At 74.0% G+C, this 19,939-nt stretch carries 22 protein-coding genes; 10 read left to right on the top strand and 12 right to left on the bottom strand.

Translation table 11 applies throughout. From position 1 onward, the window contains the following. Nucleotides 1-30: 30 nt before the first annotated feature. Entirely contained in the window at nucleotides 31-894 is an 864-nt protein-coding gene (locus tag FB558_RS25885) for an NAD-dependent protein deacetylase (RefSeq protein ID WP_425468073.1), read from the bottom strand. A 252-nt stretch (nucleotides 895-1,146) separates the two neighbouring features. Here FB558_RS25885 and FB558_RS25880 point away from each other — a divergent pair, with 252 nt between their 5' ends. Beyond that, complete coding sequence (locus FB558_RS25880; RefSeq protein ID WP_211366847.1) at nucleotides 1,147-1,719, top strand: TIGR03086 family metal-binding protein; 573 nt, start codon at nucleotides 1,147-1,149, stop codon at nucleotides 1,717-1,719. Between the two features lie 112 nt (nucleotides 1,720-1,831). Here the strand turns inward: FB558_RS25880 and FB558_RS25875 are convergent, their stop codons facing one another. Both FB558_RS25875 and FB558_RS25870 read right to left on the bottom strand, forming a co-directional pair. Further along, nucleotides 1,832-2,590, bottom strand: a complete 759-nt coding sequence (locus FB558_RS25875) for an enoyl-CoA hydratase-related protein (RefSeq protein ID WP_142057699.1) — start codon at nucleotides 2,588-2,590, stop codon at nucleotides 1,832-1,834. Nucleotides 2,591-2,621: 31 nt separating this feature from the next. Next, entirely contained in the window at nucleotides 2,622-3,419 is a 798-nt protein-coding gene (locus FB558_RS25870) for a helix-turn-helix domain-containing protein (protein WP_142057697.1), read from the bottom strand. An 86-nt stretch (nucleotides 3,420-3,505) separates the two neighbouring features. On the opposite strand from FB558_RS25870, the gene FB558_RS25865 reads away from it, so the two are divergent. Next, nucleotides 3,506-3,907 carry a PaaI family thioesterase gene (locus FB558_RS25865; protein WP_142057695.1) on the top strand — a complete coding sequence of 134 codons (402 nt, stop codon included), beginning with the start codon at nucleotides 3,506-3,508 and terminating at the stop codon, nucleotides 3,905-3,907. 2 nt (nucleotides 3,908-3,909) lie between these two features. Beyond that, nucleotides 3,910-4,734, top strand: a complete 825-nt coding sequence (locus FB558_RS25860; RefSeq protein WP_142057693.1) for an N-formylglutamate amidohydrolase — start codon at nucleotides 3,910-3,912, stop codon at nucleotides 4,732-4,734. Here the strand turns inward: FB558_RS25860 and FB558_RS25855 are convergent. From FB558_RS25855 to FB558_RS45290, 3 genes are all read right to left on the bottom strand, one after another. Further along, on the bottom strand, nucleotides 4,712-6,511 hold the full coding sequence (locus tag FB558_RS25855) for a hypothetical protein (protein WP_142057691.1): 1,800 nt from the start codon (nucleotides 6,509-6,511) through the stop codon (nucleotides 4,712-4,714). The two genes, FB558_RS25860 and FB558_RS25855, sit on opposite strands and share 23 nt — an antisense overlap. A gap of 329 nt (nucleotides 6,512-6,840) precedes the next feature. Then, nucleotides 6,841-7,761, bottom strand: coding sequence for a sulfite exporter TauE/SafE family protein (locus FB558_RS25850; protein ID WP_142057689.1), 921 nt, complete (start codon nucleotides 7,759-7,761; stop codon nucleotides 6,841-6,843). 96 nt (nucleotides 7,762-7,857) lie between these two features. Next, a complete protein-coding gene (locus tag FB558_RS45290; RefSeq protein WP_281288683.1) occupies nucleotides 7,858-7,992 on the bottom strand; it encodes a hypothetical protein in 135 nt (44 codons plus the stop codon). 9 nt (nucleotides 7,993-8,001) lie between these two features. Here FB558_RS45290 and FB558_RS45285 point away from each other — a divergent pair, with 9 nt between their 5' ends. After that, on the top strand, nucleotides 8,002-8,124 hold the full coding sequence (locus FB558_RS45285; RefSeq protein WP_281288682.1) for a hypothetical protein: 123 nt from the start codon (nucleotides 8,002-8,004) through the stop codon (nucleotides 8,122-8,124). A gap of 10 nt (nucleotides 8,125-8,134) precedes the next feature. Here FB558_RS45285 and FB558_RS25845 read toward each other — a convergent pair whose 3' ends face one another. The 6 genes from FB558_RS25845 to FB558_RS25825 are packed head-to-tail and all read right to left on the bottom strand — an operon-like array spanning nucleotide 8,135 to nucleotide 13,713. Next, a complete protein-coding gene (locus FB558_RS25845) occupies nucleotides 8,135-8,938 on the bottom strand; it encodes a sirohydrochlorin chelatase (RefSeq protein WP_142057687.1) in 804 nt (267 codons plus the stop codon). 3 nt (nucleotides 8,939-8,941) lie between these two features. Then, nucleotides 8,942-10,273: a sulfate adenylyltransferase subunit 1 gene (locus FB558_RS25840; RefSeq protein ID WP_142057685.1), complete on the bottom strand. Its 1,332-nt coding sequence runs from the start codon at nucleotides 10,271-10,273 to the stop codon at nucleotides 8,942-8,944. Next, nucleotides 10,273-11,202 (bottom strand): sulfate adenylyltransferase subunit CysD, encoded by a 930-nt coding sequence (gene cysD, locus FB558_RS25835; RefSeq protein WP_142057683.1) that lies wholly within the window; start codon nucleotides 11,200-11,202, stop codon nucleotides 10,273-10,275. The genes FB558_RS25840 and cysD overlap by 1 nt, the downstream gene beginning before the upstream one ends. Beyond that, nucleotides 11,199-11,903 carry a phosphoadenylyl-sulfate reductase gene (locus FB558_RS25830; protein WP_142057681.1) on the bottom strand — a complete coding sequence of 235 codons (705 nt, stop codon included), beginning with the start codon at nucleotides 11,901-11,903 and terminating at the stop codon, nucleotides 11,199-11,201. Before FB558_RS25830 ends, cysD begins: the two co-directional genes overlap by 4 nt. After that, nucleotides 11,900-12,055 carry a PDDEXK family nuclease gene (locus FB558_RS43420; RefSeq protein WP_170231525.1) on the bottom strand — a complete coding sequence of 52 codons (156 nt, stop codon included), beginning with the start codon at nucleotides 12,053-12,055 and terminating at the stop codon, nucleotides 11,900-11,902. The genes FB558_RS25830 and FB558_RS43420 overlap by 4 nt, the downstream gene beginning before the upstream one ends. Next, nucleotides 12,052-13,713 (bottom strand): nitrite/sulfite reductase, encoded by a 1,662-nt coding sequence (locus FB558_RS25825; protein ID WP_211366846.1) that lies wholly within the window; start codon nucleotides 13,711-13,713, stop codon nucleotides 12,052-12,054. The genes FB558_RS43420 and FB558_RS25825 overlap by 4 nt, the downstream gene beginning before the upstream one ends. 365 nt (nucleotides 13,714-14,078) lie before the next feature. On the opposite strand from FB558_RS25825, the gene FB558_RS25820 reads away from it, so the two are divergent. From FB558_RS25820 to FB558_RS44750, 6 genes are all read left to right on the top strand, one after another. Further along, complete coding sequence (locus FB558_RS25820; RefSeq protein WP_142057677.1) at nucleotides 14,079-15,257, top strand: amidohydrolase family protein; 1,179 nt, start codon at nucleotides 14,079-14,081, stop codon at nucleotides 15,255-15,257. Between the two features lie 70 nt (nucleotides 15,258-15,327). Beyond that, nucleotides 15,328-16,488 carry a radical SAM family heme chaperone HemW gene (gene hemW / locus FB558_RS25815; protein WP_142057675.1) on the top strand — a complete coding sequence of 387 codons (1,161 nt, stop codon included), beginning with the start codon at nucleotides 15,328-15,330 and terminating at the stop codon, nucleotides 16,486-16,488. 73 nt (nucleotides 16,489-16,561) lie between these two features. Continuing rightward, the gene (locus FB558_RS25810; protein ID WP_142057673.1) at nucleotides 16,562-17,803 is read left to right on the top strand and encodes a right-handed parallel beta-helix repeat-containing protein; all 1,242 of its coding nucleotides are present in this window, start codon (nucleotides 16,562-16,564) and stop codon (nucleotides 17,801-17,803) included. 376 nt (nucleotides 17,804-18,179) lie between these two features. Next, nucleotides 18,180-19,265: a hypothetical protein gene (locus tag FB558_RS25805; RefSeq protein WP_142057671.1), complete on the top strand. Its 1,086-nt coding sequence runs from the start codon at nucleotides 18,180-18,182 to the stop codon at nucleotides 19,263-19,265. Nucleotides 19,266-19,309: 44 nt separating this feature from the next. Next, nucleotides 19,310-19,486, top strand: a complete 177-nt coding sequence (locus FB558_RS44755; RefSeq protein ID WP_246106748.1) for a hypothetical protein — start codon at nucleotides 19,310-19,312, stop codon at nucleotides 19,484-19,486. Nucleotides 19,487-19,535: 49 nt separating this feature from the next. After that, the gene (locus FB558_RS44750; protein WP_246106747.1) at nucleotides 19,536-19,928 is read left to right on the top strand and encodes a DUF5313 family protein; all 393 of its coding nucleotides are present in this window, start codon (nucleotides 19,536-19,538) and stop codon (nucleotides 19,926-19,928) included. Nucleotides 19,929-19,939: the final 11 nt, after the last annotated feature.

The raw sequence follows: 19,939 nt of genomic DNA, 5'->3' as shown, positions 1-19,939 counted from the left end.
GATTCGCATGACGAACGGCACTTTCGTCGGCTAGGTACCGACGAGAGTGCCGTTCGTCCGGGTGGGTGCCGTCGCCGCCGCGAGGGCGGGCAGCACGTCGGAGCAGCCGGCGTCCACGCGCACGGCGGCCAGCTCGTCGCCGCGGGTCGCACCGCGATTGACGATCACCACGGGCGTGCCTGCCTTGTGCGCGTACCGGACGAACCGCAGCCCCGACATCACCGTCAACGACGAGCCGGCCACGAGCAGCGCCGCCGCGGCGTCGACCATCGCGTAGGCGCGGGCCACCCGCTCGCGGGGCACGTTCTCGCCGAAGAACACGACGTCCGGCTTGAGCACGCCCTCGCAGTCCGTGCAGCGCGCCGTGCGGAACCCGTCGACGGCGGCCAGTTCGGCGTCACCGTCCGGGGCGGCTTCCACCGCACCGCCGGCCGCCTCGACGAAACCGGGGTTGAGCCGCGAGAGCCGTTCCTGCAGGGCCGCGCGGCTGGTGCGCGCGCCGCACGAGACGCACATGACGTCGGCGATGCGCCCGTGCAGGTCGATCACCGCGCTGCTGCCGGCCGCGCGGTGCAGCCCGTCGACGTTCTGGGTGATCACCCCGTGCAGCGCCCCGCAGTGCTCGAGCGCGGCGAGCGCGCGGTGCCCCGCGTTCGGCTCGGCGTGCGCCATCCGCGCCCATCCGACGTGGCTGCGCGCCCAGTACCGCCGCTGGGCCGGTTCCCCGGAGAGGAACTCCTGGTAGGTCATCGGGGTGCGGCGCGGCGAGCCGGGGCCGCGGTAGTCGGGGATGCCGGAGTCGGTGGACAGGCCCGCGCCGGTGAGGGCGACGAGCGGACGGGCGGCGAGCAGGTCGAGCGCCTGGTCGAGCGCATCCGCCTCCAGCAGGTCCACGGTTTCCAGGCTAGATGATCGATTCCCGGAACGAGGCGCGTGGCGTGCCTCGTCGTCCCCGCCACCCGCGGGAAGCAGGATCCGCATGACGAACGGCACTTTCGTCGGCCAGGTACCGACGAGAGTGCCGTTCGTCCGGGTGGGAGCCTGCACCTTCGGCGCAGGAACGTCGGGTCACGGGCAGCTGTCGCGTTCGTGCAATACCGCCGCCGGCCGGCGCGGAAGGCTCGGGGCATGGATTCGGCAGACCACATGAACCGGAGCATCGAGCTCGCCACCGCCATGATCCGCCACACCGACACCGCGCTCTTCGACGCCCCGTCGCCCTGTGCCGACTACGCGGTGCGCGACGTGGTGAACCACCTCGCGTTCGGCTTCCTGCTGGCCCACCGCTCGGGGGCGCGCGAGCCGTGGGACCCGGCCTGGAGCGCCGCGGACCGCACTCCCTACCTCGTGGGGCTGCCTGCCGAGGAGTGGGCGCGGGCCTGCGACGACGAGGCGGCGGCCGCTGGGCGCGCGTGGGCCGACCCGGCCGCGTGGGAGGGGGAGTCGAGCATGGGTGGCGCAGCGATGCCGGCGGCGCTGATCGGCGTGATGATGACCGCCGAGTTCGCCGTGCACGCGTGGGACCTGGCCGTCGCCACCGGGCGCGCGGTCGAGATCCCCGACGACCTCGGCGCGGTGGTGCTCGAGGGGGTCACCGCGATGGCGCCCGCGGGCCGCGACGGCGGCTGGTTCGGCCCGGAGGTGGTGCTGGCCGCCGACGCGTCACCGTTCGAGCGCGCGCTCGCCGCGTCCGGGCGCGACCCGCGATGGACGCCGTGACCGGGCGGCTCGCCGGGTCCGCGAAGGCGAGTTCGACCGCCACCGATGAGGTGATCGGCGGTTCAGTGCGGTCACCGTCGTCGTGACTGCGGTGAGTGCACCGAACCAGCGATCACTGCGCCCATCGCGGCTTGCGCTTCTCGGCGAACGCGCGCATGCCCTCCTGGCCCTCCTCGCCCGCGAAGAACCGCGCCGACAGCTGCTGCATCTCGGCGAACCGGGCGTCCAGCGGTGCGTCGCCGCGCAGCAGCTCCTTGGTGGCGGCCAGCGCCCCGGGGGCGCCCAGGCGCAGCATCTCGACGTGACGGGTGACCTCGGCGTCGAGGTCGAAGCCCGGCACCGCGCTGTTGACCAGCCCGATCCGGGCCGCCCGGTGCCCGTCGAAGGTCTCGCCGGTGAGGAACAGCTCGTGCGCCGCCCGCGGCAGCAGCCGGGGCAGCACCGTGACGGAGATGACGGCCGGGACCACCCCGATCCGCACCTCGCTGAACGCGAAGGTGGCGTCCTCGGCGACGACCGCGACGTCGCAGGCGGCGACCAGCCCCACCCCGCCCGCGCGCGCCGGGCCGGCGACCCGGGCCAGCACCGGCGTCGGGGAGGTCCAGATGCGCTCCAGGATCGCCGGGAACTCCGCCACGCCCTGGTCGGATGCCGCAGCGCCGCGCGCCTCGGTGAGGTCCATCCCGGAGCAGAAGACCCGCTCGGTGTGCGTCAGCACGATCACCCGGGCCGCCTCGTCGGCGATCGCGGTGTCCAGGTGCGCCAGCAGCTCGCGGCGCAGCTGCGCGGACAGCGCGTTGCGGTTGCGCGGGGAGTCCAGCGTGATCGTCGCGACGCCGCCGGCGACGTCGAGGTGCACCAGCTCGGTCATGCCCGCACGGTAGCCGCCGCCGGCAGCCGCATCAGCCGAACCGGCGGCGCAGGTAGTCGGACGTGGCGTCGTCGGCGGGGAAGAAGCTCTCGATGGCGATCTCGTCGAGCGTCACGTCCAGCGGGGCGCCGAGCACGGCGACCGTGCTGAACATCGTCAGCTCCTGGTCGGGGTGGCGCAGCCGCAGCGGCAGCACGATCCGGTCGCGCGGGTGCGCGGCGGGGTCGAGACCGGCGTCGCGGCAGTAGCCGGTGAGCTCGGTGAGCAGCGCGCGCAGCCCCGTGGACGCCGCGCGCTCGGCCTGGCGGCGCAGCCGCGAGACGAGGTGGGCCGCGTACTCGGGCAGGTCCAGCACGTGCGGGGCGAGGCCGCGCGGGTGCAGGCTGACGCGCAGGACGTTGACCGGAGGGGTGAGCAGCGCGGGGTCGACCAGGTCGGTGAGCAGCGCGACAGCCCGGTTCGCGCCCAGCATGTTCCACTGCCCGTCCACCAGCACGGCCGGGTAGGGCTCGTGGCCGGTCAGGATGCGCTGCAGCGAGCGCTGCACGTCGGTGAGCTCGGTGTCGTCCAGGGCGTGCTGGGTGTAGGCCGGGGCGAAGCCCGCCGCCACCATCAGCTCGTTGCGTCCACGCAGTGGCACGTCCAACTCCTCCGCGAGCAGCAGCACCATGTCCCGGCTGGGGCGCGACCGTCCCGTCTCCAGGAAGCTCAGGTGCCGTGCCGACACCGCGGCCTGGAGGCCGAGGTCCAGCTGCGTGAGCCGGCGTCGCTGCCGCCAGTCGCGCAGCAGGGACCCGAACGTGGTGCCGGTGACGGTCGCGGCGGTCATGGTGGCGACGCTAGCGGTCGCCGCGCCGCCGTTCGATGACCCGGCGGGTAATGGACCGGCGCCGGACGCCGGGCCATCGTGTGGTCATGACCGACGAGCTCACCGCGCAGCTGCACGCCGTCATGCCGTTCACCGCGCTGCTCGGTGCGAGCGCGCTGCGCGTGGCCCCCGACGAGGTGGCGCTGCGGCTGGACTGGGACTCCGGGCGCTGCACCTCGGGCGGGCTGCTGCACGGTGGGGCGCTGATGGCGCTCGCCGACTCCGCGGGCGGCTGGTGCGCCTACCTCAACCTCCCCGAGGGCGCGACCGGCACAGCCACGGTGTCCTCGGCGACGAACTTCCTGCGCCCGGTGACCCGCGGCCACGTCGAGGCGGTGGCGCGCCCGCTGAACCTCGGGCGCACCGTGATCGTGGTGGACACCGAGCTGCGCGACGCCGACGGCCGCCTGGCCGGGCGCGTGACCCAGACGCAGGCGGTGCTGCGGTAGCGATGCCCGGCGGAGGCGACCCCACTCCTGCGGCCCGGCGGCTCACCGCGGGCGATCCGCGCAGCCCGGTGCTGCTGCACGTCCCGCACGCGGGCACGGAGGTTCCGGGGTGGACGCGCGGGCACCTCCTGCTCGACGGCACCGCGCTCGACGCCGAGCTGGCCGCGCTCACCGACCACCGCACCGACGCCCTCGCCACCGCGGCCGCGGGCCGCGCGCGCGTGCGACCGTTCGTCCTGGTGAACCGGGTCTCGCGGTTCGTCGTCGATCCGGAGCGGTTCCCCGACGAGCGGGAGGAGATGGCCGCGGCCGGGATGGCGGCGGTGTACACGCACGGCACCCGGGGTCAGCGGATCCGCGCCGACGACCCGGCCCACCGCGACGCGCTGCTGGTGGCCTACTACCGGCCGTGGGCCGACGCGGTGCACGCCGCCGTGGCGGACCGGCTGGCCGCGACCGGCCGGGCGGTGCTGCTCGACGTGCACTCCTACCCGTCGCGGCCGCTGCCCTACGAGCTGCACGCCGACCGGGCCCGGCCGCGGGTCTGCCTCGGGACCGATCCCGCGCACACGCCGGGGTGGCTGGTCGCGGCCGCCCGCGAGGCGTTCACGGCGGTCGGTCCCACCGCGCTGGACGCTCCGTTCGCGGGCACCTACGTGCCGCTGCCCCACCACGGGCGCGAACCGCGGGTCCTGTCGCTGATGCTGGAGATCCGCCGCGACGTCTACCTCACCGAGCCCGCCGGGCCGTTCTCCCCGGGCGCCGAGGACGTCGTGGCCGCCTTGGCGCGGTTGGTCGACGCCGTCAGCGCCGGGGCGCTGGGTTGAGCGGCGCGGGCGCGGTCCAGGAGAAGCCGTGCCGCAGCCACGCCCATGTCGCGGCCGCGCCGAGCAGGTAGAGGCCGAGCACGACGGCGAGCAGCCCGGCCCGCCCGGCGAGCGCACCGTCCGCGGGACGGGCGACGACGTGCACGAACGCGAACCCGCCGAGGCAGGCGAACAGCGCCCAGAGCGGGGGTGACCAGCGCAGCAGCGCGGCACCGGGCAGGAACGACAGCGGAGCGAGCGCGAGCACGAGGTTCGCCGCGGAGGCCGCGGTGACGGCGGTCAGCGCGGTGCCCGCCGCGGCCGCGCCGAACGAGCCAGGCGTGCCCGCCGCGGCCACCAGCGGCTCGCGCAGGACCCACGCCAGCCCGCCCACGGCGGTCAGCGCCGTGGCGGCGAGCGCGGCGGCCGGGCCCGCCTCGTCGGTGCGCAGCGGCCGGGCCGTCCCGAACGCGACGAGCGTGCCCAGCACGAGCCCCGGCTCCAGCCCCACCGCCCGGGACGCCACCACCCCGACGGCGGCGAGCAGCAGGAAACCCGGGAACGGCGTCAGGTGGCAGCGCACGCCCCACCAGCGCGCCACGTAGAGCAGCTGGGAACCCTGCTGCGCCGCCGTCACGACGACGAACGCGGCCGCCAGACCCACCAGCACCGCCACCGCAGTTCCGTCGAACGGGAACGCGGGCACCAGGAACCCGACCAGCACGGCCCCGGCCGCGGCGGTCACCGCCACGGCGACGGCGAACGTGCCCGCGGCGTCCCGCCCCGCTGCCGGCGGCACCCGCAACCGGGCCAGCAGCACGTCGACGCGGTCGGCGTGGTCCGCCGCCGCCCGGTTCAGCAGGCCGGCCGGCAGCGCAAGCCCGGCGAGCAGCAGCAACGTCAGCACCAGGCTCGGCAGGACCGCGCCGACGTCCCACCGGACCGCTCCCGGCGAGGGCAGCCCGTCGACGAACGCGACGGCGGCGACGTCCGCGGTGCGCTCCGCGGACGTCGGCGGCGTCGCGTCTCGGGCGGGCGGGTCGGCGGACGCGGGTTGCGGTGCGCTCGCGGCCGGGGTGCCGCCGGGCGGGTCGCTCGGTCCGCGCGGCCGCGGCGGGCCGAGCGCGCCGGTCCAGTCCAGGCCGGACCCGGCGCCGTCGACGGCATCGCCGACGCCGGGCAGGACCGCCCGGCCGACCGCCGCGTCGGCTCCCGCGTCACGGGCGGTCTCCCTCGCCTGCGCCGCGACGGGACGTTCCCGCGGCTCGGCCTCGTCGACGCCCGCAGCGGCGAGGTCCGTGTCCCGGTCGTCGGTGTCCTCGTCGCCCCGGGAGCCGGAGTCGTCGCTGGTGTCTCCGTCGCTGGTGACGTCGTCAGCACGGTCCTCGTCAGCGCGGTCCTCGTCAGCACCGTCCTCGTCGGTGCTCTCCTCATCCCCGCTCTCCTCATCCCCGCTCTCCTCGTCCGTGTTCTCCTCGTCCGCGTCTTCCGAGTCCTCCGAGCCGCTCTCGGAATCGTCGCCGGAGTCCCCGTCGGACTCGTCCCCGCCGGGCAGGTGCGGTGGCCAGGGGAGTTCGCGATCGAGGAGGTCACCGGGGGCGAGGAGCGGTGGCAGGTCGGGGAACGGCGGCTCGGTGTCGCACGAGCCGGCTCCGAGCAGGGCGCCGAGTGGGCCGCCGGAGGGGCAGGGCGGATCCGCGGCGCTCGTCCCGTCCGCCCGTTCGTCCGCGGCCAGGGCGGGAGCGGTCAGCGCGACGGCGACCGCGCAGACGGCGGCACCGAGGAGGACGGTACGCACCACAGTGGCACTGCGTACCGTCATGTCCACCCGATCGACGCTTCCTCGCCCGGCTGCCGCCGCCGGAGCTCGCACCCGTCCAACGACCGGACCGGCGGAGGGTCACGATTCACCCGAAAGAGACGACGCGCTCGGCGTGTCGGGGGGGCTTCCTGCTGCACAACGTGTGAGGGATCGGGCGCGGGCGGAGTGGTGTGATCGCCGATTCGGTGCGCTCGGCGCGGTCACAACAGCTCTGCGCGAACCGAACCGGCGATCTCGAGTGGCGTTGCGGTCGAGGAAGCGCACGGGCGCCGGCTCGACCCCGCGGGCCTACGCCGGCGGAACCACTAGTCCCGCGCCGCGGTGGCGGCGGGCTCGGCGAGGACGGCGGCCGCCCGCTCGTCGGCGGTCGTCTGCCGCAGCTTCGCGACGGCCGTGGTGACAGCGGCGACCCACAGCACGACGATCACGAGGTACACCGCGGTGGTGGCGGCGCCGCCGACCTCGAGCGCCCGCAGGATCGTGCGGGTGTTGGTGAGCACGATGATCCCGCCGACCGCGGTGCCGAGCACCGGGGCGGGGACCTTCGTGACCAGCCACGCCGCGAGCGGTGCGGCCAGCACGCCGCCGAGGAGCAGCCCGCCGATCGTCCACGGGTCGAGCACCTCCGCGCCGAGGCCCAGCAGGAAGCCGATGCTGGCGGCGGCGGCGACGAGGAACTCCGAGGTGTCGACCGAGCCGACGACGGTGCGCGGCGCGGTGCGGCCCGCGGTGAGCAGCGCCGGGGTGGCCACCGGGCCCCACCCGCCGCCGCCGGAGGCGTCGACGAACCCGGCGACCAGCCCGAGCGGCGACAGGAACTTCGAGCGGTGCGGCGACACCCGCGCCGTCGACACGCGCGGCGGGCGCACCGAGAACCGCACCAGGATGTAGACGCCGAGCGCGAGCAGGATGCCCGACATGTACGGCGCGGCGTCCTCGGTCGACAGCGCCGACAGCGCGGTGGCGCCCAGGAACGCGCCGATCGCCCCGGGGACGCCGAGGCGCAGGACGAGCCGCCAGTCGACGTTGCCGAAGCGCCAGTGCGAGACGCCTGCGGCGATGGTGGTGCCGACCTCGGCGAGGTGCACCGACGCGCTCGCGGTGGCCGGGTTCGTGCCGGCGAGCAGCAGCAGCGACGTCGACGTGACGCCGTAGGCCATGCCGAGGGCCCCGTCGACGAGCTGGGCGCCGAAGCCCACGAGGGCGAAGACGATGAGGGTGCGCATGCGGGAGCGACTCCTGACGAGGAGGGATCGGGCGGGTCGGCCCGGGCCGCTGTGCGGCGGACGGGGCTGCGGTGAACGCGCGGGAGGGCGAGGAGCTCAGCGACAGAGCTCGTCGAACGCGTGGCAGCGCCGCGAGGGCCAGAACCGTTCCAGGTCCGGCAGGAGGTTCGCGGTCATCGACGCCTCACCCGCGGAGCGGGCGAGGGGCGCGGGGTGCGCGGTCGAGGACACTCCACCATCGTGCGTGGCCACCTCGCCGAGTACAAGCCGGCGTCCGCGCTGCGGGACCGGCCGGCAAATGTCCGGACGTCCGAGAACGCGCAGGTCAGCGCGCCGTGGGCAGGACCGGGCGCGGTGACGTGACCCAGCTCGCTCAGGCGGTGAGGTGGTGCGGGAGCGGCTGCGCGGCCGCCCGCTCGTCGAAGCGGGCGAGTACCGCCCGGGCGACGCCGGGATCCGGGCCCAGCGGCGAGGCCACGGGAACACCCGCCGCCGCCGCATCCCGCTCGATGCGGTCGGGCAGCAGGCCGGGGGCGAGGATCCACTGCGCGACGGCCACCCGCCGCGCCCCGCCGGCACGCAGGGCCGCCACGGCGTCGGGGACGCTGGGCGCGGCCGCCGTCGCGAACGCCGCGCTGCCCCCCGACCAGCCGAAGCGGCGCGTCCAGCCGGCGACGACGTCGGCGACCGCGGCGTTCGCCGGGGCGTGCGAGGAGCCGATGGCGGCGAGCACGACGCCGAGGCCGGGGTCGTGCAGCGGCCCCGCGACCGCCGCGAGGCGGCGCAGCGCGGCGGCGGACAGACCGGCATGGCCGTGCCGGTGACCGGATCCGCGGTCGGCCCCCCGGCCGGGCCGGTTGCCCAGGACCGGGCTGATCGCGATGTCCAGGCCGGGCAGGCGCGCGGCGGCCGTCGCGACCGCGCCCGGCACGTCGACCCGCGCGTGGAAGGCGTGCCCGAGCAGCAGCGGCACGACCACGGCACGCGCGTGCCCGTCGGCCGCCACCCCGTCGAGGACGTCGGGCAGCCGCGGCGCGGAGAGGTCGAGGAACGACAGGCGCACGTCCAGGCCGGGGCGCTGCCGGCGCACCTCGCCGACGAGCTCGGCCACCGTGGCGGCCGAGCGCGGGTCGCGGCTGCCGTGCGCGACGGCCACGAGGGCGGGGGAGGGGGACATGCGCTACGGGGCCACCGTGATCGGCGTGCCGACCAGCCCGGCGGCGAGCGTGTTGCCGGTCGGCGGGTCGATCAGCAGGAAGCTGCCGGTGGCGCGGATGTCGGCGTACTCGTCGAGCGGGAGCGGGTCGGCCGTGCGCAGCGAGGCGTGGGCGATGTCGTTGATCTCCAGCTGCGCGGGCGCGTCGGCCCAGGCCGGCACGTCGGAGTCGAACGACAGCCGCTCGCCGAGAGCGCCGACGATCACCGGCGTGGTGCGGGTGCCGTGCTTGAGCAGCAGCCGGGCGCCCGGACGCAGCGGCTTCTCGGCGAGCCAGCACAGCGTGGCGTCCAGCTCGTCGGTGACCCGCGGCGGGGCGGCGGCCGAGGCGAGCACGTCGCCGCGGGAGATGTCGATGTCGTCGTCGAGCAGCACCGTGATGCTGCGGCCCGCCGTGGCCGACTCCAGCGGGCCGTCGGCCGTCTCCACCGCCGCCACCCGCGTCCGCGCGCCGCCGGGCAGCACCACGACCTCGTCGCCGGGCACGACCGTGCCGGCGGCGACCTGGCCCGCGTAACCGCGGTAGTCGTGCAGGTCCGACCCGCGCGCATCGACACCGGTCCGGGGCCGGATGACGTACTGCACGGCCATCCGGAACGGCGCACCCACCTCGGGCCCCGTGACCGGCACCGACTCCAGGTGCCCCAGCAGGGTCGGCCCGTCGTACCAGGGCGTTCGGGTGGAGCGCTCCACCACGTTGTCCCCGACCAGCGCCGAGACCGGGATCGTGACGACGGCGTCGTCGGCGAAGCCGAGTGAACGGGCCAGCCCGCCGAAGTCCTTGGCGATCGCGTTCAGCACGCCCTCGTCGTAGTCGACCAGGTCGATCTTGTTGATGGCCAGCACCAGCCGCGGGACGCGCAGCAGCGCGAGCACCGCCGCGTGCCGCCGGGTCTGCTCGACCACGCCGTTGCGCGCGTCGACGAGCAGCACGGCCAGCTCCGCCGTGGACGCGCCGGTGACCGTGTTGCGGGTGTACTGCACGTGGCCGGGGGTGTCGGCGAGCACGAACTCGCGCTTCGGCGTGCCGAAGTAGCGGTAGGCGACGTCGATGGTGATGCCCTGCTCGCGCTCGGCGCGCAGGCCGTCGACCAGCAGCGACAGGTCGGGCGTGGACAGGCCCTTGTCGACCGAGGCGCGCTGCACGGCCTCGATCTGGTCGGCGAGCACCGACTTGGTGTCGTAGAGCAGTCGCCCGACCAGCGTCGACTTGCCGTCGTCGACGCTGCCCGCCGTGGCGAACCGCAGGAGGTCTCTGTTGATCGACGAACTCGCGAGCTCGTTCGCGGCTGCCATCAGAAGTACCCCTCGCGCTTGCGGTCCTCCATGGCGGCCTCCGAGAGCCGGTCGTCGGCGCGGGTGGCCCCGCGCTCGGTGAGCCGGGAGGCCGTGACCTCGGCGATGACCTCGTCGAGCGTGGTGGCGGTGGACTCGACGGCGCCGGTGCACGAGCCGTCGCCCACGGTGCGGTAGCGCACGGAGCGCTTCTCGAGCGTCTCGCCCCCGCGCGGGCCGCCCCACGGCCCCTCGGCCAGCCACATGCCGTCGCGGCGGAACACCTCGCGCTCGTGCGCGAAGTAGATCTCCGGCAGGTCGATGCCCTCCCGCTGGATGTAGCGCCAGACGTCGAGCTCGGTCCAGTTCGAGATCGGGAACACCCGCACGTGCTCGCCGGGGGCGTGCCGGCCGTTGTAGAGGTTCCACAGCTCGGGCCGCTGCTTGCGCGGGTCCCAGCGGCCGAAAGCGTCGCGCAGGCTCATGATGCGTTCCTTGGCCCGCGCGCGCTCCTCGTCGCGGCGCCCGCCGCCGAACACGGCGTCGAACCGGTGCTCGACGATGGAGTCGAGCAGCGGCACCGTCTGCAGCGGGTTGCGGGTGCCGTCCGGGCGCTCGGCGAGGCGGCCGTCGTCGATCCAGTCCTGGACGTGCGCGACCTCCAGCCGCAGGCCGAGGCGCTCGACGAGCCGGTCCCGGAAGTCGATGACCTCCGGGTAGTTGTGCCCGGTGTCGACGTGCAGCAGGGCGAACGGCACCGGTGCGGGCGCGAACGCCTTGACGGCCAGGTGCACCAGCAGCGTGGAGTCCTTGCCGCCGGAGAAGAGGATCACCGGGCGGTCGAACTCACCGGCGACCTCGCGGAAGATGTGGATGGACTCGCTCTCCAGGGCGTCGAGGGCATCGAGCGCGGGAGCGACCGGGAGCGGCGTCGGCAGGGTGGCGGTCATGAGACGTGCAGCCCGCACTCGATCTTGCCGGTGCCCGCCCAGCGTCCGGAGCGCTTGTCGGCGCCCGGTGCCGGCTTGGCCGTGCACGGCGCGCAGCCGATCGACGGGTAGCCCTCGGCGACCAGCGGGTTCACCAGGACTCCGTGCTCGTCGATGTAGGCATCCATCTCCTCGTCGCTCCATGCCGCGATCGGGTTGATCTTCACCAGCCCGAACTTCTCGTCGAAGGTGACCAGTGGCGTGCCCGCCCTGGTCGGGGCCTCCACGCGGCGCACCCCGGTGACCCAGGCGTCGTAGCCGGCGAGGGTGTTCTGCAGCGGCGCGACCTTGCGCAGCGCGCAGCACCGGTTCGGCTCGCGGGCGAAGAGGTCCTTGCCGAGCAGCGAGTCCTGCTCGGCAGGAGTGTGCTCCGGCGTCGCGTTGACGATCCGCACGTCGTAGACGGTCTCGACGGCGTCGCGGGTGCCGATCGTCTCGGCGAAGTGGTAGCCGGTGTCGAGGAACAGCACGTCGACGCCCGGCCGGGCCTTCGCCGCGAGCTCCACGAGCACCGCGTCCTGCATGTTCGACGCCACGATCATGCGGTTGTCGAACGTCGCGGCGGCCCAGGCGAGCACCTCCTGCGCCGTCGCGTCCGGGCCGAGCTCGCTGGCGCCGCGCTCGGCGAGCGCACGCAGATCGGTTTCTGTGGCCACGCTCATGAAGAGACCTCCGGGACTCCGATGCCGATCATCTTCAGGGAGAAGGTGCGCAGGCAGGCCGCGCAGTACCAGGCGCCGTGGGACGCCTCGGCGGGTCGCAGGTCCTCCTCGCCGCAGTACGGGCAGTAGAACGGGACCGCTCGCTCGCTCATTTGAGGTCCGCCTCCTCGGCGCGCAGCACCCACTGGGCGAACCGCTCGTCGCCGTCGCGCTGCTCGACGAAGCGGCGCACGAGGCGCTCGACGTACTCGCCCAGCTCGGCGCTGGTGACCTTGAGCCCGCGCAGCTTGCGGCCGAACCCGGCGTCGAGGCCGAGCCCACCGCCCAGGTGCACCTGGAAGCCCTCGACCTGGTTGCCCTCGGCGTCCGGGACGATCATGCCCTTGAGCCCGATGTCGGCCACCTGCGTGCGGGCGCAGGCGTTGGGGCAGCCGTTGAGGTGGATCGAGATCGGCACGTCCGGGTGCACGTCGGCGAGGCGCTTCTCCAGGTCCTCCACCAGCCGGATCGCCCGCTCCTTCGTCTCGACGATCGCGAGCTTGCAGAACTCGATGCCGGTGCACGCCATCGTCGAGCGCCGCCACGGGGACGGCTCGACCTGCAGGCCCAGCGCCCCGAGCTCGGCGGACAGCGAGGCCACGGATCCGTCGGGGACGTCGAGCACGACGACCTTCTGGTACGGCGTGAGGCGCACGCGCCGCGACCCGGCGGCCTCGGCGGCCTTCGCCAGCCCGATCAGCGTGGAGCCCGAGACCCGCCCGGAGGCGGATGCGGCGCCGACGTAGTTGCGGCCGTCCTTCTGCTTGTGCACGCCGATGTGGTCGATGGTCTGCGCGGGGATCTCCGGCGCGGGCCCGTCGGCCAGCTTGCGCCCGAGGTACTCGTCCTCGAGCACCTGGCGGAACTTCTCCACGCCCCAGTCGGCCACCAGGAACTTGATGCGGGCGCGGTGGCGCAGCCTGCGGTAGCCGTAGTCCCGGAAGATCGAGATCACGCCGGCCCACACGTCGGGGACGTCCTCGAGCGCCACCCAGGTGCCGAGCCGTTGCGCGATCTTCGGGTTGGTGGACAGGCCGCCGCCGACCCACAGGTCGAACCCGGGGCCGTGCTCGGGGTGCACGACGCCGACGAACGAGACGTCGTTCACCTCGTGGGCGATGTCCTGCTGGCCCGAGATCGCGGTCTTGAACTTGCGGGGCAGGTTGGAGAACTCCGGGCTGCCGATGTAGCGGTCGAGGATCTCCCGGATCGCCGGGGTGCCGTCGATCGGCTCGTCCGCCGAGATGCCGGCCACCGGGGAGCCGAGGACCACCCGGGGGGTGTCACCGCACGCCTCGGTGGTGAGCAGCCCGACGGCCTCGAGCTTCTGCCAGATCGCCGGCACGTCCTCGATCTCGATCCAGTGGTACTGGATGTTCTGCCGGTCGGTGATGTCCGCGGTGTCGCGGGCGTGGTCCTGGCTGATCTCCCCGACGACCCGCAGCTGGTCGGTGGACAGGGCCCCGCCGTCGATGCGCACGCGCAGCATGAAGTAGCGGTCGTCGAGCTCCTCGGGCTCGAGCGCAGCGGTGCGGCCGCCGTCGATGCCCGGCTTGCGCTGCGTGTAGAGGCCCCACCAGCGCATCCGGCCGCGCAGGTCGGCGGGGTCGATCGAGTCGAACCCCCGCTTGGCGTAGATGTTCTCGATCCGCGCGCGGACGTTGAGGCCGTCGTCGTCGCGCTTGGTGCGCTCGTTCGGGTTCAGGGGTTCGCGGTGGCCCAGCTTCCACTGGCCTTCGCCACGCTTGCGCTTGACAGGGGTGGGGGGCAAGGCGGTGCCTCCGGATCGCAGCACGGCCGCGCCGCGCAGGAGTGGCGGCAGGGCTGGACGTGCTGAGGTGGTGGGGGTCGGGGCGCGAGATCAGCGGGACCGACAGAGCGCGCTGCACACCCGGCGCAGATCCACGTGGCGGCGGGCCACGAGTCGCAGGGTGAGCGCATGCACGTCGTTCAGGGTGCCACGTGTCCGGTCCACGATCCATGGGCGTCCGCATGCTGGGAGCGGGTTCACACGGGTCGGAAGAACCGGCGGGTGGACGGCACCGGCGGCTCCGCGTCGGGTCTTCCCGTGGCCCGGCGCCAGGAGTTCACTGATTGCGCAGGTCCGAGGAGTGCCTAGATCAGGTGGGAGGCGTCATGAGACCGATCGCGCTCCGGGCGGCCGCGTTGTTCGATGGCTCCGGCCGGCGCCTGATCCATGATCCGCTCGTGCTGGTGCGGGACGGCCGGGTGGCCGATGTCGCGATCGGCCCGCGGGCGCCGGTTCCACCGGACGCCGAGCTGGTCGAGCTGCCCGGGGCAACACTGTTGCCCGGGCTGGTGGACACGCATGTGCACCTCGCGTTCGACGCCGGCCCGGACCCGGTCGGCGCGCTGGCCGGCCGGGATGACGAAGGAGTGCTCGCCGCCATGGTCGACGCGGCGCGGGCCCAGGTGCGGGCCGGCGTCACCACGGTGCGCGATCTCGGCGATCGCGGCTACCTGTCGCTGCGGCTGCGCGACGACGCGGTGCCCGGCGGGCCGCTGCCGACGATCGTTGCGGCCGGCCCACCCATCACCACCCCCGGCGGGCACTGCCACTTCCTGGGTGGGGAGGCCGAGGGCGTCGGTGGAGTGCGGGCGGCCGTGCGGGAGCACGTCGAACGGGGCGTGGATGTGATCAAGGTGATGGCCGGAGGGGGGCAGCTGACGCCAGGTTCACTGGCGCACGAGCCGCAGTTCACGGTCGAGGAGCTGCGCGTGATCGTCGACGAGGCGCACCGGTGCGGGCTGCCGGTCACCGCGCACGCGCACGCTCTGGAGGGCATCCGCAACTCGCTGGCCGCCGGGGTCGACGGGATCGAGCATTGCGGCTTCCACACCGTCGACGGCGTGCACGCGCCACCGGACCTCGTGACCGCGCTCGTCGATCGGCGTGTGGCGATCGGGTTCACCGGCGGTATCGCACCGTCGGACGTTCCGCCGCCGCCAGAGATCCTCCGCAGGCTCCCCGCCATCACGGCGTTGTTCACGCGGCTGTGGCAGCTCGGTGCGCTGCTCGTCGTCGGCACCGACGCCGGCATCGCACCCGTGAAGCCGCACGCCACGATGCCGTACGGGATGACGCACCTCGCCTCGCTCGGCGTTCCGGCCGCGGACGTGCTGCGCACGTGCACGGCCACCGCAGCGGAGGTGTGCGGTCTGGGTGATCGCAAGGGGCGCGTGGCGCCCGGCTTCGACGCCGACCTGGTGGCGGTGCAGGGAGACCCGCTCGCCGACCTCGCCGTGATGCACCGCCCGCAGGCGGTCTTCGTCGGAGGGGAGCGGATCGGTTAGCGCCGGGGCGGGCGATCTCCGGTCGACGCGCGGGCCGGCCGGTCGCACGGAACTGGCAGACTGGGACGTCATGCCTGCCGCGCCGCCGTTCGGGATCTACGTCCACGTGCCGTTCTGCGCGGCGCGCTGCGGCTACTGCGACTTCAACACCTACACGGCCTCCGAGCTGGACGGCTCCGGCGCCTCCCCGGACGGGTGGCTCGACGCCGTCCGCCGGGAGCTGGACCTCGCGGTCGACGCGGTCGGGCCGCGGCCGGTCGACACCGTGTTCGTCGGCGGCGGCACCCCGTCGCTGCTGGGCGCCGCCCGCCTCGGCGAGGTGCTGGACGCGGTCCGGCAGGCCTTCGGGCTCGCGCCGGGCGCGGAGGTCACCACCGAGTCGAACCCCGAGTCGACCTCGCCGGAGTTCTTCGCCGGCCTGGCCGAGGCCGGGTTCACGCGCGTGTCGCTGGGCATGCAGTCGGCCGCGCCGCACGTGCTGCGGGTGCTGGAGCGCCGCCACACCCCCGGCCGTGCGGTGGCCGCCGCGCGCGAGGCGCGGGCCGCGGGGCTCGCGCACGTCAACCTGGACCTGATCTACGCCACGCCCGGCGAGACCGACGACGACCTGCGCGCCTCGCTCGACGCGGTGCTCGACGCCGGTGTCGACCACGTCTCGGCGTACTCGCTGATCGTGGAGGACGGCACCGCGCTGGCGCGGCGGGTGAAGCGCGGCGAGCTCCCCGCGCCCGACGACGACGTCGCCGCCGCCCGCTACGAGCTGCTCGACCAGCGCCTCACGGCCGCGGGTTTCCGCTGGTACGAGGTCTCGAACTGGGCGCGGACCGACGACGCCGCCTGCCGGCACAACCTCGGCTACTGGCTCGACGGCGACTGGTGGGGCCTCGGGCCCGGCGCGCACTCGCACCTCGCCGGCGCGCGCTGGTGGAACGTGAAGCACCCGGCGCGGTACGCGGCACTGCTGGCCGCGGGGGAGGCCCCGGAGGCGGACCGCGAGCTGCTCACCGAGGACGAGCGGCACACCGAGCGGGTGATGCTGCGGCTGCGGCTGGCCGACGGACTCCCGCTGGAGCTGCTCGACGCCGCGGGTTCCGCGGCCGCCGCCCGCGCCGCCGCGGACGGGCTGCTCGATCCCGCGGCGCTGACCGCCGGCCGGGCCGTGCTCACCCGGCGGGGCCGCCTGCTCGCCGACGGCGTCGTGCACGCCCTGCTCGCCGGCGTTCCCGCCTGACCCGCGCCTCCGGGCCCTTCACCCGGGGCGTCGCTTCACAGGGGCATCAACGGCTCGCCGGGAAACTCCCCCCGTGCCCCAGATCACCGCGAGCCGACCTGTCGTGATCGCCGTGGTCGCGGTCGTGGTCGCCGCGATCGTCGGCCTCGCCGTCTTCCTCGGTCTCTCGCTGCGCAGCGAACCGTCGACCCCGATCCTGCCGCCCGGGTCGGGCGTCGAGCTCCAGCAGCTGTACGTCAGCCCCGCCGGCGACGACAACACCGGGGACGGGTCGCAGGCCGCCCCGCTGCGGACCATCCAGGCCGCGCTCGACGAGGCGGAGGCCGGCACCGTCGTCAACCTCGCGCCGGGCGAGTACCGCGAGACGTTGACGACCATGCGGGACGGCACGCCGGAAGCGCCGATCACCATCAGGGGCCCGGAGAACGGCACGGACCCCGCCGGGCGCCGCCAGGCCGTGCTCTACGGCACAGGACGCATCGTCAACATCGACCACAACCACTACACGCTCGAAGGCTTCACCATCGACGGGCAGGAGCGGCTCGACGGCGCGCAGCTGCCCACCGACCTCGCCTCGATCGACGCCTTCAAGGCCGGCGTCCAGACGCAGGTCGAGGACAGCAAGCTGATCTACATCGGCTCGGCGGACACGACCCGCGACGTCACCGGCACCACGATCCGCAACATGTTCCTCACCGAGGCCGGCACCGAGTGCGTGCGCCTGCGCAACAACGCGAACGGCAACGCGATCGCCGACTCGGTGATCCAGTACTGCGGCCTTCTGGGCAGGGGCGACGGCGACGGCGAGGACGACGACGACCGGTTCCCGTACCACAACGGCGAGGGCGTCTACATCGGCACGAGCCCGAACTCGGACAGCCAGCCCATGCACGACAACGACACGAGCTCGAACAACGTCGTGACCGGGAACGTCATCCGGACGTTCGGCTCGGAATGCCTCGACGTCAAGGAGAACGCGCACGGCAACGTGTTCGAGGACAACGAATGCTCGGCCAACACGGAGCCGCGCGAGTTCAACGGCAGCAACGTCGAGCTGCGCGGCCACGACAACGTCGTGCGCGGCAACGTGATCGCCGACAGCGCCGGCTGGAACGTGAAGATCCAGAGCGACGACGAGGACGACTACGACAACGGCGGGAACTCCCTCGAGAACAACACGCTGTCGGGATCCGCGGCCGAGCCGGTGCGCATCGGCACGGACGCCCCGCAGGGGGCGTTCTGCGGCAACAGCGTCACCGCGGCCGAGCCGGTGGACGGCACCTCACCCGGGGACATCACCGCGCCCTGCCCCTGATCCGGTGCGCGTCGCCGCGATCACGTCACCGAGCACGGTGCGCAGGCGTTCCCTGCAGCCCGCTCGCGAGGTCGGAGAGAGAGCGGGCCCTGGCGCCGCGACGACTGACGGGCACTTCGCACACCGTGCCTCCACTTCACACAGCGCCCGCCTTGTGCGAAGTGGAGGCTGGATGTGCGAAGTGGCGCGGGTCGGTGATTCGGTCGGCCCGTTCGGCCCGGTCGTCACGGGGCCCGGGGACGTCGACGCGTACATCCGGCTGGCCGGATACACCGGTCGTCAGCCCTGACCCGGGGACCGAGGGGGGCCTGCTGATCGGCTGTGGCGCCGCATACTTGCGGTGTCTCGGAAATCGGCGACGATCTATCGTCCAGGGGTGCTCCCCCGCATCGTGGTCCCGGTCGTCGCCGTACTCGCGATGGGCACGACCGCAGCCTGCTCCGTCGCGGTGCCGGGCGTGCCGACGCCCACCGGTGGTGGATCGCAGCCCGTGGCGCCCGCGGTCGAGCTGGACTACGACGAGGAGACCGCCGCGATCGCACCCGCGTACGCCCGGGCCCGGACGTTCGACATCTGCGCGTTCCACGACATCTCCGCCGCAGAGGAGATCTTCGGGAAACCGGTCGCCGCTCTCCTGCCGACGAGCATCGACATCGCGACCTGCGACCTCGACCTCGGTACCTTCGGCGACGCCTGGGAGATCGATTTCGCCTACACCGAGGGCGGGGCGCGCTTCGGCGAGGAATGGGCGACCGTGCAGGTGGGGGGCCGGACGATCAAACGGGACCCGGAGAGCACGCGCTGCGGGACCTTCGTCCCGTCGGAGGACTCCGACGTGGTGGGTCTCGACATCGAGATCAACGGCCCGGACATCGTGGAGAAGGAGTCCTGCGAACCGCTCGACCGGTACCTCACCGACGTCGTCTTCGCCAGGATGGACCACCCGCCGACTCTGCAGGAAGGGCTCACCGGGCCACGGTCGCCCCTGCTGGGCAAGGACCCGTGCAGTGCCCTCGCCGCGGCCACCGCCGACGTCGAGGGTGATCCGGAGTACCGCCTGCCGGGCGAGGGTGTGGACCGGACCCTCGCGATGGGCGCGCCGTACCGGTGCTCCGGCTCCAACGGGAGCGACATCGTCGACTACGCCGTGAACTTCACCGTCCTCGACGAGGACGAGATCGTGGGTGAGCCGATCGAGATCGGTGGGCTCACCGCGCACCGGGCCGATGACCCACCCGGGCTCAGCGAGTGCGGTTTCGTGATTCCGATGGAGCCGGGCTTCGAAGGCATGAAGGCGGGCGAGTCGGGGATCAAGTACCACACCGGTGTCGAGATCGGCCTGGCCACCTGCGACGACGCCGACATGGCCCGGGCCGAGAAGGTGGTGCAGGACCTTCAGGGGCAGCCGGTCGCGCCCGCACCCAGGCCCGACGCGCAGCGCCTCGGTCGCCTCGGCGGGTAGGCCGGGTCAGTCGTGGGTTCGACGCGGGCTACGTGGGTGTAGACGTGCATGCGCCCGTTGCGCACGAATCCGGCGAGCGTGAGGCCGCATTCGGGTCCGCGGCCGCGCCGGTGCGCATCGGCACGGACGCCCCGCAGGGGGCGTTCTGCGGCAACCGGGTCAGCGCGGCCGAGCCGGTGGACGGCACCTCACCCGGGGACATCACCGCGCCCTGCCCCTGATCCGGTGCGAGTGACGTACTTTGGGACGCCAACGATTGGGGTGCTGATCGTGACCGTCCGTCCGGGTCCGCTGCGCTGGCTCGCCTACTCGTACGGGGCCGGCCTGCCGCCCCGGTACCGCGAGTGGGTGCTGCACGACGTGACCACCCGCACCTGGCAGCTGCGCCACTTCGTGCGCGCCGTGGTGCAGCTCCTGCCGCTGCTGCTGGTGATCTACCTGCTCCTGCCGGGCCCGGCGTGGGTGCGGGGGTGCGCGGCGCTCGGGGGCGCCTTGATCGGGTTGTTCTACTCCGCCGCCTACATGTACGAGTCGGCCGAGCACCGCGCCGTGAAGGCCGGCTATCCCCGGGGCACCGCCGCGCGGACGCGCGAGGAGGGCGACGCGGAAGGCCGCGCCGAACGCGACCAGCGCTACGCCGATCGCTGGCGCCGCGACGACTGACGGGCGCCGCA

Source organism: Pseudonocardia kunmingensis, from assembly GCF_006716445.1.
In the GTDB taxonomy this organism is placed as follows: Bacteria; Actinomycetota; Actinomycetes; order Mycobacteriales; family Pseudonocardiaceae; genus Pseudonocardia; species Pseudonocardia kunmingensis.
The sequence above is the reverse complement of the archived record's forward strand: the minus strand, read 5'-3'. Positions and strand labels throughout refer to the sequence as shown.